This window comes from Mycobacterium sp. SMC-19, assembly GCF_045310815.1.
Lineage (GTDB): Bacteria > Actinomycetota > Actinomycetes > Mycobacteriales > Mycobacteriaceae > Mycobacterium.
This window is the reverse complement of record NZ_JBJIAM010000003.1, coordinates 193,665-209,211: the sequence shown is the minus strand read 5'-3', so window position 1 is coordinate 209,211 and position 15,547 is coordinate 193,665. Positions and strand designations below refer to the sequence as shown.

General features: G+C 66.8%; 10 protein-coding genes. 5 read left to right on the top strand and 5 right to left on the bottom strand.

What is annotated here, in order from left to right:
- The first annotated feature begins 96 nt into the window (after window positions 1–96).
- Both ACJH5R_RS08485 and phoU read left to right on the top strand, forming a co-directional pair.
- Complete coding sequence (locus ACJH5R_RS08485) at window positions 97–2,364, top strand: LCP family protein (RefSeq protein ID WP_406781752.1); 2,268 nt, start codon at window positions 97–99, stop codon at window positions 2,362–2,364.
- A 54-nt stretch (window positions 2,365–2,418) separates the two neighbouring features.
- A complete protein-coding gene (gene phoU, locus ACJH5R_RS08480; RefSeq protein ID WP_047318210.1) occupies window positions 2,419–3,087 on the top strand; it encodes a phosphate signaling complex protein PhoU in 669 nt (222 codons plus the stop codon).
- Here phoU and hrpA read toward each other — a convergent pair.
- A complete protein-coding gene (gene hrpA, locus ACJH5R_RS08475; RefSeq protein WP_406781848.1) occupies window positions 3,076–6,993 on the bottom strand; it encodes an ATP-dependent RNA helicase HrpA in 3,918 nt (1,305 codons plus the stop codon). The genes phoU and hrpA overlap by 12 nt on opposite strands.
- 237 nt (window positions 6,994–7,230) lie before the next feature.
- Between hrpA and pstS (ACJH5R_RS08470) the strand changes: the two genes are divergently transcribed.
- From pstS (ACJH5R_RS08470) to pstA, 3 genes are read left to right on the top strand one after another with little or no spacing between them, the layout of a single operon-like run.
- A complete protein-coding gene (gene pstS / locus ACJH5R_RS08470; protein WP_406781751.1) occupies window positions 7,231–8,346 on the top strand; it encodes a phosphate ABC transporter substrate-binding protein PstS in 1,116 nt (371 codons plus the stop codon).
- Window positions 8,343–9,305: a phosphate ABC transporter permease subunit PstC gene (gene pstC / locus ACJH5R_RS08465; RefSeq protein WP_406760012.1), complete on the top strand. Its 963-nt coding sequence runs from the start codon at window positions 8,343–8,345 to the stop codon at window positions 9,303–9,305. The genes pstS (ACJH5R_RS08470) and pstC overlap by 4 nt, the downstream gene beginning before the upstream one ends.
- Window positions 9,302–10,216: a phosphate ABC transporter permease PstA gene (pstA, locus tag ACJH5R_RS08460; RefSeq protein ID WP_406760013.1), complete on the top strand. Its 915-nt coding sequence runs from the start codon at window positions 9,302–9,304 to the stop codon at window positions 10,214–10,216. Before pstC ends, pstA begins: the two co-directional genes overlap by 4 nt.
- A gap of 167 nt (window positions 10,217–10,383) precedes the next feature.
- Here pstA and ACJH5R_RS08455 read toward each other — a convergent pair whose 3' ends face one another.
- The 4 genes from ACJH5R_RS08455 to pstB (ACJH5R_RS08440) all read right to left on the bottom strand — a co-directional run bounded on the left by ACJH5R_RS08455 (window position 10,384) and on the right by pstB (ACJH5R_RS08440) (window position 15,522).
- Window positions 10,384–12,402: a serine/threonine-protein kinase PknD gene (locus ACJH5R_RS08455; protein WP_406781750.1), complete on the bottom strand. Its 2,019-nt coding sequence runs from the start codon at window positions 12,400–12,402 to the stop codon at window positions 10,384–10,386.
- Between the two features lie 107 nt (window positions 12,403–12,509).
- The gene (pstS, locus tag ACJH5R_RS08450) at window positions 12,510–13,616 is read right to left on the bottom strand and encodes a phosphate ABC transporter substrate-binding protein PstS (protein WP_406760014.1); all 1,107 of its coding nucleotides are present in this window, start codon (window positions 13,614–13,616) and stop codon (window positions 12,510–12,512) included.
- A gap of 57 nt (window positions 13,617–13,673) precedes the next feature.
- A complete protein-coding gene (pstB, locus tag ACJH5R_RS08445) occupies window positions 13,674–14,450 on the bottom strand; it encodes a phosphate ABC transporter ATP-binding protein PstB (RefSeq protein ID WP_406760015.1) in 777 nt (258 codons plus the stop codon).
- 295 nt (window positions 14,451–14,745) lie between these two features.
- Entirely contained in the window at window positions 14,746–15,522 is a 777-nt protein-coding gene (gene pstB / locus ACJH5R_RS08440) for a phosphate ABC transporter ATP-binding protein PstB (RefSeq protein ID WP_406781749.1), read from the bottom strand.
- Between the last annotated feature and the right edge of the window lie 25 nt (window positions 15,523–15,547).

Genomic DNA, 15,547 nt, shown 5'->3' with positions numbered 1-15,547 from the left:
GCGGACGCAGGTGTGGAGACCAATGCCGATCATCCACACCGCGCCGACGTGCGATCGACGCGCGCCGGTACCAAGGACTCGGAGGCCCCTGAGGACATGAGTGACGGCGATAACGCCACTCCTGGCCGCTGGGCGCCGGAGGGCAATGACGACGACGGCGACCATCAGCTGATGACGATGCCGCCGCCCGGCCCCGCACCCTGGGAACGCTGGCAGAACCCGTCGGCGGAGGACCCCGCCCCCCGTCGGCGAGCCGGGTCCCGACGTCGCAACGGTGGCAACGGCTCGGTGAGCGTTGCCGAACTGATCGCCAGGGTCAACGCCGATGCCCCGCCGTCCGGCGGGCGCAGCCAACGCCGGATGGCCCCGGAAACCCCACCACCCCCAGAAGCACCCGAGCCCGTCTCGGTATCCGAGGCGGAAGCCCCCTATGCGCCGGCGCTCGACTTGGCCGATGCATCGGCCCCGATGCCCGACATCGTCGACGTGGCCTACCCGTCGGAAGTACCCGACCTCGACCGTATTCACGGCACGTCACTCCTGCCGGCCGACGCCCCCGACGAAGACGAGTGGTCACCGCCCACCGAGCAATCATTCGGCGGTCCCAGCTTCCTCTCTGCTCCGTCGAGCCTCGCCGAACCGCCGCGTAAATTCGGCGGTCCCAGCCTCGCCTCTCCTCCGTCGAGCCTCGCTGAACCGCCGGACTCCGCCCCCGAGATGCCGCCGGCGCGGATCGACCCGCCTCACCACACCGGCCCGGCGGATGCCGATCCGATCCCGCACGGGCCCCACCACCGGGCGAAGCTCGCGGGCCGTGCGGTCGCCGCCATGATGGCGATCCTGGCCCTGGTGCTGACCGGATCGGCCTGGCAGTGGAGCTCGTCGAAGAACCGCAGCCTCAACCACGTCAGCGCGCTGGACCCCGACTCGCACGACATTCTCGATGCGGCCGGCCAGTACGGCGACGAGAATTTCCTGATCGTCGGCGCGGACACCCGCGCCGGCGCCAACAGCGACATCGGCGCCGGGAGCACCGAGGACGCCGAGGGCGCCCGCTCCGACACCATCATGCTGGTCAACATCCCGGCGAACCGTAAACGCGTGGTGGTGGTGTCGTTCCCGCGGGACCTGGCGATCACCCCGATCCAGTGCGAGGTCTGGAACTCCGTGACCGGCGCCTACGGACCGATCTACGACGAGGAAACCGGCACCTACAGCGACGACATCGTCTACACCGAGACGAAGCTGAACTCGACCTACGCCTTCGGCGGCCCGAAGTGTCTGGTCAAGGAGATCCAGAAACTGTCCGGACTGGCGATCAACCGGTTCATGGCCGTCGACTTCGTCGGGTTCGGCAAGATGGTCGACGCGCTGGGCGGCGTCGAGGTGTGCACCCCCAGCCCGCTGTACGACCTTGTGCTGGGCAGCGTCCTGGAGGACTCCGGACGCCAGCGGGTCAACGGCGGGACCGCGCTGAACTACGTGCGGGCCCGTCACGTCACCACCGAGGACAACGGCGACTACGGCCGCATCAAACGCCAGCAGCTGTTCTTGTCGTCGCTGCTGCGTTCGCTGATCTCCACCAACACGTTCTTCTCGCCGACCAAGCTCAACAATGTGGTCAACATGTTCATCGGCGACAGCTCGGTGGACAACGTCACCACCAAGGACCTGGTGAACCTCGGCCAGTCGTTGCAGAAGGTCGCCGCCGGGCACATCACCTTCGTCACGGTGCCGACCAGTGAGACCGATGAGAACGGCGACGAGGTCCCCCGGATGGACGACGTGCGGGCGCTGTTCGACGCCATCATCAACGACGACCCCCTGCCCGGCGAGAACGACCACAACGCCACGGCGGTGCCGACCACGGCGGCAGCCGGCCCCACCACCCAGTCCAGCGCCCTGCCCGGATCACCGGCCAGCCCGGCGGCCAAGCCGCTCAGCGAGCAGGTGCACGCGGTCACGACCTCACCCGCCGATGTCACGGTGCGGGTGTCCAACGCCACCGAGCAGTCCGGCCTGGCCGGCGCCACCTCCGAAGGCCTGCAACAGTGGGGCTTCAACGTCGACAACGCCGACGACTACCCCGGCACCGTCAAGTCCACCAAAGTGCTGTACTCCCCCGGAAACGAGCAGGCCGCCGCCACGGTGTCCTCGGCACTGTCGGGCGCACCGATCGAACGGGTCAGCGGACTGGGCAGCATCGTCCGAGTTGTCCTGGGGTCGGACTTCCGTGCCGTGACCAAACCCGCGGCCAGCGGCTCGCAGGTCAGCGTGCAACTCAACCGCGGCGCCAGCGTCGAGCCGACCGAACTGCCCGACGATTTGACCGTCACCAACGCCGCCGATACCACCTGCGAGTAGCGCCCACTCCCGCCCAACCCGCGCGGATCGCGGTCCACGGTTAGTCTTGAGGGCATGCGAACCGCGTACCACGAGCAACTCTCGGATCTGGCTGAACAGCTCGGCACGATGTGCGGCTTGGCCGGGGCAGCAATGGAACGCGCCACTCAGGCCCTGCTACAAGCCGACCTGATGCTGGCCGAACAGGTGATCACCGATCACGAGAAGATCGCCGCGATGAGCACCCGCGCCGAGGAGAGCTCCTTCGTGCTGTTGGCGTTACAGGCCCCGGTCGCCGGTGATCTGCGAGCGATCGTCAGCTCCATTCAGATGGTCGCCGACATCGACCGAATGGGCGCGTTGGCCCTGCACGTCGCCAAGATCACCCGTCGCCGCCACCCGCAGCACGCACTGCCCGAAGAGGTCAACGGTTACTTCGCCGAGATGGGCAGGCTTGCAGTCGAGTTGGGCAACAGCGCGCAAGAAGTGCTGTTGTCACGCGACCCGGAGAAGGCCGCCCGGATCCGCGAAGAAGACGACGCGATGGACGACCTGCACCGGCATCTGTTCTCGGTGTTGATGGACAAGGAGTGGCGGCACGGGGTAGCCGCCGCGGTGGACGTGACGCTGCTGGGCCGGTTCTACGAGCGGTTCGCCGACCATGCCGTCGAGGTCGCTCGTCGGGTGATCTTCCAGGCCACCGGCAAGTTCCCCGACGAGCACACCCTGCCCTCAAGCGAGTAATGCGTCGATCGCCCGGTAGATGCGCTGTTCGCTGACCGGGCGCGGCGTGCCGAGCTGCTGAGCCCACAGGCTCACCCGTAACTCTTGAATCTGGCGGGCGATGTCGCGCACGTCGTTGTCGTGGCGGCGTGCCGTAGGCAGGGCTGCCAAAAGGTCCTGGTAAGCCTCCTGCACCGCGTGCACCCGGGCCATCCGTTCGCGGTCGGCCTGCGCCGCGCGGGGCAGCTGCTCCAAGCGGCGACGGATCGCGGTGAGATAGCGGGTGAGGTCCCCCAGGTGCGCACGCCCGGTGGCGGCGACGAACCCGGGCGCCAACAGCGCGTCCAGCTGGCCGGTCATGTCGGCGATCGCCTCGGCCTGTCCGGCCGGCGCCCGCGCCGGCAGCGCCACTTGGGTGTCCCGGGCCGCGGCCAGCACCTGTGCAACCCGCGTCACCACGTCAGCGGTGGTCGGGACCAGCGCGGCGGCCACCCGGGCCCGCAGCGCGCCGTACGCGTCTCGGGTCCACACCGGCGCCGGCGTCAACGCGTCGGTCGCGGCGTCGGCACAGTCGTCGATGAGCGCCGCCAAGGTCCCGTTCGGGTTCGCCTTGAGCATCAGCCGGGTCTGCGAATCCATCTGCCGTTCCACCGCTTTGACCGGTGAAGGGATATCGCAGCGCAACAACCGCCGGATACCGGGGCCAAGCGCCGAGCGCTGCTGCGCCTCGGTGGAGAACACCCGCAGCTGCGCGGTGGCGCCGGCATCGACGAAGGCCGGGAAGCCACGAACGGCGCGCCCGGCCACCATCCGCTGCACGGCCCGCGGCAGCGTGTCCAAGTCATCCGGCCAGGTGCGCAGTCCACTGCGTTCCAGCTCCGCACCGACTGCGTCTGCGACCGCCTCGCGGGCCGACGCCGCCAGTCGATCCTGCAAGGCACCAAGGTCTTTGCCGCGGGCCACCTCGGTGCCGTCTGCGGCCTCGACGGCAAAGGTCACCCGCAGATGCGCCGGCAGCTTGGACAGGTCGAAGGCATCGAGCGGGACCAGCACACCCGTGCGGCGACGCAGCTCACCGGCCAGTGTCTCCAGCAGCGGCTCACCTGCCGGCCCGATGGCCGACAGCACCGCGCGGGCGGTGTCGGGGGCCGGGACGAAGTTGCGTCGCAGATCTTTGGGCAGGGACCGGATCAGCGCGGTGATCAGCTCTTCGCGCATTGCCGGAACCTGCCAGGCGAACTCGTCGCCGCCGAGGCGTGCCAGCACATCGATCGGCACGTGGACGGTTACGCCGTCGTCGGCGGCGCCCGGCTCGAAGCGATAGCTCAACGGCAATGCGAGGTCGGCGGTCGCCCAGCTGTCCGGCCGATCGGCGCCGAGTGTCTCGTGGGTCCGCAGCAACTCGTCGCGGGTGAAGGTCAGCAGGTCGGGCGTGGCCTTCTGCTGCTTCTTCCACCATCCGTCGAAGTGCCGCGCCGAGACCACCTCGGCGGGAATCCTTGTGTCGTAGAGGTCATAGACGGTGTCCTCGTCGACGATCAGATCGCGACGCCGGACTCTGTCCTCCAGCTCCCGCAGTTGGGTGCGCAGTGCGGCGTTGTCGGAAAGGAACCGGTGCCGGCTCGCCCAATCGCCCTCTACCAGCGCATGCCGGATGAACAGGTCGCGGGCCACCGCCGGTTCCACCCGGGCGTAGCCGACCCTGCGGCGCACCACTAAGGGAAGTCCGTACAGCGTCACCTTTTCGAACGCCATCACTTCGCCGCGCTTGGCGTCCCAGTGCGGTTCGCTGTAGCTGCGCTGCGCCAGATCCCCCGCGACCCGCTCGACGGTTTCGGGTTGGATGCGTGCGGCGGTGCGCCCGAACAGCCGGCTGGTCTCGACCAGCTCGGCCACCATCGTCCAGCGTGGCGGTCGTTTGGCCAGCACCGAACCGGGGGCCAGCACGAATTTCGAGTTGCGCGCGCCGGCGAACTCGCGGCCGTCGTCGCGTCGCATCCCGACGTGCGACAACAGCCCGGCCAGCAGCGCGGCGTGGATGGCCGCCGGCTGGGCCGGTTCGCCGGATTCACGGATGCCGATATCGCCGGCAATGCTGCGCAGCTGACCCACCAGATCCTGCCATTCCCGGATTCGTAGGTAGTGCAGGAACTCATTGCGGCACATCCGGCGAAATGCACTGCCGCTCAGCGATTTCCGCTGCTCTGACAGATACGACCACAAGTTGAGGTAGGCAGTGAAGTCGGAATCGTCGTCGACGAACCGGGCGTGCTTGGCCCGGGCCGCCTCCTCCCGATCGACCGGGCGCTCCCTGGGGTCGGGAATGGTTAGGGCGGCGGCGAGCACCAGCATCTCGCGCACACAACCCTCGGTCTCGGCGGCCAGGATCATCCGGCCCAACCGCGGATCGACCGGCAGCCGGGCCAGCCGGCGCCCGACATCGGTGATCGCGCCCTGCGCGGTGAACGCGCCGAGCTCGACCAGCAGCGCGACCCCGTCGCGGATGCTGCGCGAATCGGGCGGGTCGAGGAAGCCGAAGTCTTCCACCGCACCCAGCCGCAGCGACGCCATCCGCAGCAGCACCGCAGCCAGATTCGTGCGCAGCACCTCGGGGTCGGTGTAGCGCGGTCGCGTGTCGAAGTCGACTTCGCTGTAGAGCCGGACGCATACCCCGGGCGCGGTGCGGCCGCACCGGCCGCTGCGCTGCGCGGCCGAGGCCTGCGAGATGGGTTCGATCGGCAGCCGCTGCACCTTCAGCCGGCGACTGTAGCGGGAGATACGCGCGTTGCCCGGGTCGATCACGTAGCGGATGCCCGGCACCGTCAGCGATGTCTCAGCCACGTTGGTGGCCAGCACAATCCGCCGGCCGGCGCGCGCCTGGGCGAACACTTTCTGCTGTTCGGCAGTGGACAGCCGCGCATACAGCGGCAGAATCTCGGTGTTGGGCAACCCGCCGAGAGCCTCTGCGGTGTCGCGGATCTCGCGCTCGCCGGACAGGAACACCAAAATGTCGCCGGGCGGTTCGGCGGACAGTTCGTGCACCGCATCGACGATCGCCTCGATCTCGTCGCGGGTCTCGGTCCGGATGATCTCCCGATCTGGGTCATCCGGGTCATCCCCGGCCTCGGAGCTGACCGGCAGCTCCAGCGGGCGATACCGGATCTCGACCGGGTAGCTGCGGCCGGACACCTCGACGATCGGCGCACCACCGTCACCACCGAAATGAGCTGCGAAGCGCTGGGGTTCGATGGTGGCCGAGGTGATGATCACCTTCAGGTCCGGCCTGCGCGGCAACAACTCCCGCAGGTAGCCGAGCAGGAAGTCGATGTTGAGGCTGCGTTCGTGGGCCTCGTCGATGATCAGCGTGTCGTAGCGCAGCAGCCGGCGGTCCCGCTCGAGCTCGGCCAGCAGGATGCCGTCGGTCATCAGTTTTATCAGGGTGCGATCGGACACCCGGTCGGTGAACCGGACCGCATAGCCGACCACATCGCCGAGCGGGCTGGCCAGTTCGTCGGCGATCCGCTGAGCAACGGTGCGGGCAGCCAGCCGCCGCGGCTGGGTGTGCCCGATGGTGCCGCGGATGCCGCGGCCGAGCTCCAGGCAGATCTTGGGCAGCTGGGTGGTCTTGCCCGACCCGGTCTCGCCGGCCACCACCACGACCTGGTGGTCCCTGATCGCCGCGGCGATCTCGTCACGGCGGCCGCTGACCGGCAGGTCGGGATAGCGGACATCGGGCACCGCGGCGCGCCGCGCGGCAACCAGTGCTTGTGCCTCACCCATCCGCTCGGCCAGCTTGCGCAACTGCTCCGGCTTTCCGCCGCGCAGGTCCTTCAGGCGCCGTCCGAAGTAGGCCGCGTCCCGGAAGGTCAGCTCGTCGAGGAGGGTGCGCAACTGCGCGACGGACGGTTCGACCACTTCGCGAAGCATACGGGCCCGGTCGGCTTGCCTGTCATCTGGCATTTAGCCAGTCCATATCGGCGTCATCAGAATTCCACCAGAATTCCACCGTGAGATCATGGCCGTTCACCGTACCGTCACCTCTGTTCACCGCATTAAATTGAGAAGTGATCCGGCTCGCATGTGATTGTTGCGAATTAGCGGTCGGGTTGGCTCGGTGATGTCGCACTAACTGTCATCACCCTAATTTGTCTGCGAAAGGGCAATGTGAAACTGAATGGAATTGGCACGACGCTGGGCATTATGGCGACCGGCGCGTTGGTGTTATCCGGGTGCGGCAGCGACAAGAACGCCGACACCGGCGAGAAGGCAACCTCGAGCTCGGCGGCCGCCGGCGGGAACTGCGGCGGCACGGACACGCTGAAGGCCAGCGGATCGACCGCCCAGCAGAACGCGATGGCCCGGTTCGTCAAGGTGTTCATCGACGAATGTGCGGACCACAACGTCAACTACACCGCCAACGGATCGGGCGCCGGTATCCGCGAGTTCGTCGGCGGCCAGACCGACTTCGCCGGCTCTGACGTCCCGCTGAGCGCCGACGACTACGCGCAGGCGCAGCAACGCTGCGAATCCCCGGCATGGAACCTGCCGGTGGTGTTCGGCCCGATCGCGATCACCTACAACCTCCCCGGCGTCGACACGCTGATCCTCGACGGCCCGACGGCCGCGAAGATCTTCAACGGAGCCATCACCAGCTGGGACGACGCGGCGATCAAGGCCCTCAACCCGACGGCCACGCTGCCCGCCCAGACGATCCACGTGGTGTTCCGCAGTGACGAGTCCGGGACCACCGACAACTTCCAGCAATACCTGGATGCCGCCTCCGGTGGGGCCTGGGGCAAGGGCGCCGGAAAGACGTTCAACGGTGGTGTCGGCGAAGGCGCCAAGGGCAACGACGGCACGGCCGGAGCCATCGCGTCCACCGAGGGCGCGATTACCTACAACGAGTGGTCATTTGCCCAGGCCAAGAACCTGGCGACCGCCCAGATCGTCACCTCCGCCGGCCCCGATCCGGTCGCGATCAGCACCGAGTCGGTCGGCAAGACCATCGCCGGGGCCACCATCAAGGGCCAAGGCAACGACCTGGTGCTCGACACGGCGTCGTTCTACCAGCCGACTCAGACCGGCTCGTATCCGATCGTGCTCGCCACCTACGAAGTGGTGTGCTCGAAGTACCCGGACGCTGAGGTCGGCACCGCGGTCCGGCTGTTCCTGAAGTCCACCATCGGCGCAGGCCAGAGCGGTCTGGCCGACAACGGTTACGTGCCGATCCCCGAGGCTTTCAAGGCCCGCCTGGCGTCCGCGGTCGACGCCATCTCGTGACCCCCGGGGATCCATCGACGCCGCTGGCAAACAGCCGCTCGCCGCGAGGCGAGCGGCTGTTCCGGGCGGCCGCGGTCTCGGCCGGATCGACAGTGGTGGTGGCGATCGCGCTGATCGCGATCTTCCTGCTGGTGCGCGCTTTCCCGTCGTTGCTCGCCAACGACGGGAACTTCTTCACCAGCCCGGAGTTCAGCACCAACGATCCCGACCACCTGTCGTTCGGCATCCGCGACCTGCTGATGGTCACGGTGCTGAGCTCGGTGTTCGCGTTGACGCTGGCGGTGCCGATTTCGGTCGGCATCGCAGTCTTCCTCACCCAGTACGCGCCCCGGCGGCTGACCCGACCGTTTGCCGTGGTGATCGACCTGCTGGCCGCGGTGCCGTCCATCATCTTCGGCCTCTGGGGGATCTTCGTGCTGGCGCCGATGCTGGTGCCGTTGATGAGATTCCTCAGAAGTCACTTGGGTTGGCTGTTCCTGTTCCATAAGGGCAACGTGTCGCTGGCCGGCGGCGGCACGATCTTCACCGCAGGAATCGTGCTGGCCGTGATGATCTTGCCGATCATCACCTCGGTCTCGCGGGAGGTGTTCCGGCAGACCCCCTTCGCTCACATCGAAGCCGCCCAGGCCCTGGGAGCCACGCGTTGGGAGGTGGTCCGCATGGCGGTGCTGCCCTACGGCCGTAGCGGCGTGATCGCCGCGGCGATGCTGGGCCTGGGGCGAGCGCTGGGCGAGACGGTCGCGATGCTGATCATCCTGCGGGCCGCGGCAAAGCCTGGGAATTGGTCGCTGTTCGATGGCGGGTACACATTCGCCTCCAAAATCGCCTCGGCGGCCGCGGAGTTCAGCGCCCCGCTGCCGACCGGCGCCTACATCGCCGCGGGGTTCGCATTGTTCGCACTCACGTTCTTCGTCAACGCCGCCGCTCGCGCGGTGGCCGGCGGCAAGGTCAACGGATGACCGCCCAACTGCTCGACGCACCGGTCAAACCGTCGCCGGAGCCACATCGCCACTACCTCAGCCTGCGGCGGCGGCTGACGGACAAGATCGCCACGGCAGCGTTCGTGAGCTCGTTCGCCGTCGCAGCGATTCCGTTGGTCTGGCTGCTCTGGGTCGTGCTGGCCCGCGGTTGGCACGCGATCACCAACCTTGACTGGTGGACGCACTCGCTACGCGGCGTACTGCCCGAAGAATTCGCCGGCGGCGTCTACCACGCGCTGTACGGCACCCTGGTGCAGACCGGGATGGCCGCCGTGCTGGCGGTACCGCTGGGCCTGATGACGGCGATCTACCTGATCGAATACGGCGGCGGCCGCTGGGCGCGATTGACCACCTTCATGGTCGACGTGCTTGCCGGGGTCCCCTCGATCGTGGCGTCGCTGTTCGTCTTCAGCCTGTGGATCGCCACCCTCCGATTCGAGCAGAGCGCATTCGCGGTGTCGCTGGCGCTGGCGCTGCTGATGTTGCCGATCGTGGTGCGCTCCACCGAGGAGATGCTGCGGCTGGTCCCCGACGAACTGCGGGAAGCCAGCTACGCACTGGGGGTGCCGCGATGGAAGACGATCCTGCGCATCGTGATTCCCACCGCGCTCTCGGGAATCCTGTCGGGAATCTTCTTGTCGATCGCCCGGATCATGGGTGAGACCGCCCCCGTGCTGGTGCTGGTGGGCTACAGCCGTTCGATCAACTACGACGTCTTTCACGACAACATGGCGTCGCTGCCGCTGCTGATCTATTCCGAGCTGGGGAACCCGCAGGCGGCCGGGGCTGCCCGAGTCTGGGGTGCGGCGCTGACGCTGATCATCCTGGTCGCGGTCAGCGCAATCGTGGCAGCCGTGGCGACTCGGATCACCTCGGTCCACGACCGCTGACCGGCGGTTCAGCGAGGCTCGACGCAGGAGAGCCGAAGCTGGAACCGCCGCATCAGCCCCGCGGTTCAGCGAGGCTCGACGCAGGAGAGCCGAAGCTGGAACCGCCGCATCAACACCGGCGGTTCAGCGAGGCTCGACGCAGGAGAGCCGAAGCTGGAACCGCCGCATCAACCCCGCGGTTCCGTGCCGCCGACCAGTTTCACCACTCGGTTGTTGCCCCGGTCGGCGACGTAAAGGGCGCCGTCCGAACCGACCACGACCTGTAGTGGGGTGTTCAGGCCGGTGAACGGCAGCTTCGTCTGGGTGTTGGCCCCGGCGGTCAGCTTCACCACGGTGTGGCTGTCGTGGTTGGTGACGAAGACATTGCCGGCCCCATCGACGGTGACGCCCCACGGGGCATCGAGACCGGTGAACGGAAGCACGCTCTGGGTGTTGGATCCGGCGGCGAGTCGCACCACCCGATCGTTGTCGGTGTCGGTGACGTAGACGTTGCCGGAGGAGTCAACAGCCACGTCATCGGGGTTGTGCAGCCCGGCGAACGGCAGCACCACCTGGGCGTCGGTCCCGGCCGGCAACTTGACCACCCGGTTGTTACCCCGGTCGGCGACGTAGACGCTGCCGTCGTTGTCCACCACCAGCCCTTCCGGATAGTTCAGCCCGGTGAACGGCAGCTCGGACTGGACGTGGGAATCCGGGTCCAGCTTCAGCACCCGATTGTTGAAGTCGGTGACGTACACCGCGCCGGCCCGATCGACGGCTACGCCTTGCGGTTCGTAGAGCCCAGTGAACGGCAGCATTTCCGGTTTGTTCGAGCCCGGTGCCAGCTTCACCACCCGGCCGTACATGCTCTGGTTGGTGACGTAGACGTTGCCGCTGCTGTCCAACGCCAACCCGCCCGGGGAGAGCCGGAAGCTCAGGCCGTCCAAGGGCAACACGCTCTGCCCGTTTGCCGACGCCGTCGCCGTCGACCCGTGGGACGTATCCGAGCGGTGGGTGACCGCGTAACCGCCCACGCCGACCGCGACCAGCAGCGCCGCGGCTGCCGCAGCCGGCACCAGCCATCGGCGATCGCCGCGGTTCTTCGCCTCGGCGGAAAATTCCGGCCCGGCAGTCGAGGGCTGCTGCGCCGGCCGGTCCCGCCAGCCGGTGAGGGCGGGCCGCATCTGGGTGTGCTCCAGCGGCTGGTCGTAGGAGTTCGGTTCGTAGCCGCGTTGTTCATGGTTGACCGGCTGTTGCCGGTACCCGGTGGCGGGAGAGACCACGCCGCCGCTGTTGGAGACGGCGCTGGCCATTCGGGTAGCCACATCGCCCTGCTGCACGATCATCGCGGCCTGATGCTGCTCCGCGGTGGTCAGCGCATCGTGTGCGGCACGCGCCAGGTCGCCGGCGCTGCTGTAGCGTTCCCGCGGATTCTTCGCCATCCCCCTGGCGATCACCTGGTCCAAGCCGATCGGCACCTGGCCCGGCCGCAGCTGACTGGGCCGCGGGGCGGGCTCCATCAGATGCGAGGCGATCAGTCGTTCAATGGTCTCGCTCCGGTACGGAGGCTGACCGCTGAGGCACTCGCTCAACACACAGGCCAGCGAATAGATGTCGGCACGGTAGTCGACCTCGCCCCCACTGAACCGCTCTGGCGCCATGTAGTTGTAGGTGCCCAGCGCCATCCCGGTCTGGGTCAGGCCGGGATCTGCCGCGGCGCGGGCAATCCCGAAATCGACCAGGTAGGCGAAATTATCCCGGGTGAGCAGGATGTTCGCCGGCTTGATGTCGCGGTGAGTGATTCCGCCGGCGTGTGCGGCGTCCAAGGCCGCAGCCACCTGTTCGATCACCGCCACCGCTCGCGCCGGGGTCAGCGGGCCCAGGCGCTGCAACTCCATGCCAAGGTCGTTGCCGTCGATCAGCCGCATCTCCACGAACATCTGTCCGTCGATCTCGCCGTAGTCGTGGATGGGCACCACATGCGGCTCGGTGAGTCGGCCGGCCGCGTCGGCCTCGCGCTGCATCCGGGTTCGGAATGCCGGATTGCCCGACAGCACGGGGGCGATCAGCTTCAGTGCAACCGATCGATGCTTGCGGGTGTCCTCGGCCTCATAGACCTCACCCATCCCACCTCGCCCCAGCAGCCGAAGCAACCGGTAAGGACCGAATTGGGAACCCACCTGCGAAGCCAGTCCGCTATTGTTCACGACGCTCCATCCACCGGTCACGATTGGCATCATTCGATCAACTGTTGCGTGAACAGAAGATTAACCAAAGATTACCAGCGAAAATGGATCGCCGCAGATCTCGACGATCAAGAAATAGCGTCGACCGCGGTCTTCAATTTCGACGTGAATTCCGGGGGCAGGGGAATGTAGCCGTACTGGTCCAGATCCTGCTGTCCGTCGCCGATCGCCGCCTGCATGAACGCCTTGACCGCTTGCGCCGTCGCTGGGTCGGGGTACTGGGAGCAGACGATCTCATAGGTCACCAGCACGATCGGGTAGGCGCCCGCCACGGTCGGTTTGTAGAACGACGAGGTATCCACCACCAGATCGTTGCCGGCACCGCTGAACTTGGCTCCGGCGATGGTCTTATCCACCGAGTCGACAGAGATGGTCACCGGTTGCGGGCCCGCCGATGTGACGATCTGGGCCATGTTGAGCTCGCGCCCCACCGCATAGGACCACTCGTTGTAGGTGATCGACCCCTCGGTGCTTCGCAACAGCGCCGAGGTGCCGTCGTTGCCGGCCGCTCCGACACCGGTACCACCGTTGAAGGCCTTGCCCACGCCGCGCCCCCAGGAGCCGTCCGAGGCGACGTCGAGGTACTTCTGGAAATTGTCGGTGGTTCCGGAGGCATCGCTGCGGAACACCACGTGGATGGGCTCGGCGGGCAGCGCCGCGTCCTTGTTGAGAGCTTTCAGCGCGGGGTCGTCCCACTTGGTGATGGTGCCGTTGAAGATCTTGGCCACCGTGGGCCCGTCCAGATCGAGTTCGTTGACGCCGCCGATGTTGTAGGTCACGGCAATCGGTCCGAAGACCGTCGGCAGATGCCAGGGCGCCGAACCGCACCGCGCTGCCACCCGCTGCGGCTCACCGTTCGACGGGTCGAGCGGCGAGTCTGACCCGGCCAATTCGGTTTGCCCACTGGCAAATTCGGCGATGCCGTTGCCGGATCCGTTGGCCCGATAGTCCAGGGTGTAGTCCGGGCAGGCCCGGATGTAGGCATAGACGAACTGTTCTATCGCGTGCGCCTGGGCCGTCGAGCCGCTCGCGGTCAGTTTCTGCTTGCCACCGCACTGCACCGCTGAGGAGCCCGACCCTGAGGCCGACGACGATTCGCCACCACCGCAGGCCGTTACCATCAGCAGTACGGCTGCCAGCAGACTCGAGACGATACCGAATCGGTTGATCCTCAACGGCGCTCCTTCGGCAGTCAGCGTGGAAACCACACGGTAGCCGGACCCGGTAATAGGTCAGCCAAAACGGCCCGAGATGTAGTCCTCGGTTTCCTTAAGTCTCGGATTAGAGAAAATTTTCTCGGTCCCGTCGATCTCGACCAATCGGCCGGGTTTACCGACGGCCTCCAGGTTGAAGAAGGCCGTCTGATCGCTCACCCGCGCCGCCTGCTGCATGTTGTGGGTGACGATGACGATGGTGTAGTCCTGCTTGAGCTGGGAGATCAGCTCTTCGATGGCCATCGTCGAGATCGGGTCCAACGCCGAGCAGGGCTCGTCCATCAGCAGCACGTCCGGCTGCACCGCAATGGCTCGCGCGATGCACAGTCGCTGCTGCTGACCACCCGAGAGCCCACCACCGGGCTTGTCCAGCCGATCCTTGACCTCATTCCACAAGTTCGCCCCGCGCAGGGACTGTTCGACGGTCTCGTCAAGCAACTTGCGGTTGCGCACCCCCTGCAGCGTCAACCCGGCGACCACGTTGTCGCGGATCGACATGGTGGGAAACGGGTTTGGACGCTGAAACACCATCCCGATGGCCTTACGAACCCCCACCGGGTCGATACCGGGTTGGTAGATGTCCTCGCCGTCCAGCAGCACCGAGCCCTCAACCCGCGCGCCCTGGATGACTTCGTGCATCCGGTTGAGCGTGCGCAGCACCGTCGACTTGCCGCAGCCCGATGGGCCGATGAACGCGGTGACGCTGCGTGGCGGCACCGACAATGTCACCTCGGCGACCGCGTGAAACGACCCGTAATAGATGTTGACGTCGCTCAGGTCCAACCGTTTGGCCACTGGCAGCCTTCTCCTTACTCGACTCAACCTGTCCCGGCCGCAATGTCCGACGGCCCAGACCTTCTTGGAGCAACGATCTGCGCGCCAGCCTAGCCACGATCTGAAGTCCTGCAATGTGGAGAAAAGCACCGGGTCTGCCGAGGTAGGCCGCGAAGCGCCGGGGTTCGATGGCGGCCGAGGGTGATGATCACCTTCAGATCCGGGTTGCGCGCCAGCAACTCGCGCCGCGCAGATCCTTCAGCTGCTGCCTGAAATACGCTGCGCCCCAGCCGGTTAGCCGCCGAGTGTGGCTCGCCTAACCGAAGCGGCCAGAGATGTAGTCCTCGGTTTCCTTGAAGCTCGGGTTGGAGAAGATCTTCTCGGTCCCGTCGATCTCGATCAGCCGGCCGGGTTTGCCGACATCGGCCAGGTTGAAGAAGGCCGTCTGGTCACTCACCCGCGCCGCCTGCTGCATGTTGTGGGTGACGATGACGATGGTGTAGTCCTGCTTGAGCTGGGAGATCAGCTCTTCGATGGCCATCGTCGAGATCGGGTCCAACGCCGAGCAGGGCTCGTCCATCAGCAGCACGTCCGGTTGCACCGCGATGGCTCGCGCGATGCACAGTCGCTGCTGCTGACCACCCGAGAGCCCACCACCGGGCTTGTCCAGCCGGTCCTTGACCTCGTTCCACAAGTTCGCCCCGCGCAGGGAGAACTCCGCGGTTTCTTCGAGCGTGCGGCGGTTGCGGATTCCCTGCAGCTTGAGACCTGCTACCACGTTGTCGCGAATGGACATGGTGGGGAAAGGATTCGGGCGCTGAAACACCATTCCGACGGCTTGACGAACCCCCACCGGGTCGATTCCGGGGCGGTAGATGTTCTCGCCGTCGAGCAGCACCGAACCCTCGATTCGGGCCCCGGGGGTGGTCTCGTGCATCCGGTTGAGCGTGCGCAGCACGGTCGACTTGCCGCATCCGGAGGGACCGATGAACGCGGTGACACTTCGCGGCGGGACCGACAGCGACACGTCCGCCACAGCGTGAAACGACCCGTAATAGATGTTGAGGTCGGTGAGATCCAACCTTTTAGCCACCGTGCAGCTCTCCTTGTTCGCCCAC

Excerpts from the sequence above, each read along its gene's own strand:
- phoU (WP_047318210.1), top strand. The coding sequence starts at position 2,419 with ATGCGAACCGCGTACCACGAGCAACTCTCGGATCTGGCTGAACAGCTC.
- ACJH5R_RS08485 (WP_406781752.1), top strand. The coding sequence starts at position 97 with ATGAGTGACGGCGATAACGCCACTCCTGGCCGCTGGGCGCCGGAGGGC.
- hrpA (WP_406781848.1), bottom strand. The coding sequence starts at position 6,993 with ATGCTTCGCGAAGTGGTCGAACCGTCCGTCGCGCAGTTGCGCACCCTC.
- pstA (WP_406760013.1), top strand. The coding sequence starts at position 9,302 with ATGACCGCCCAACTGCTCGACGCACCGGTCAAACCGTCGCCGGAGCCA.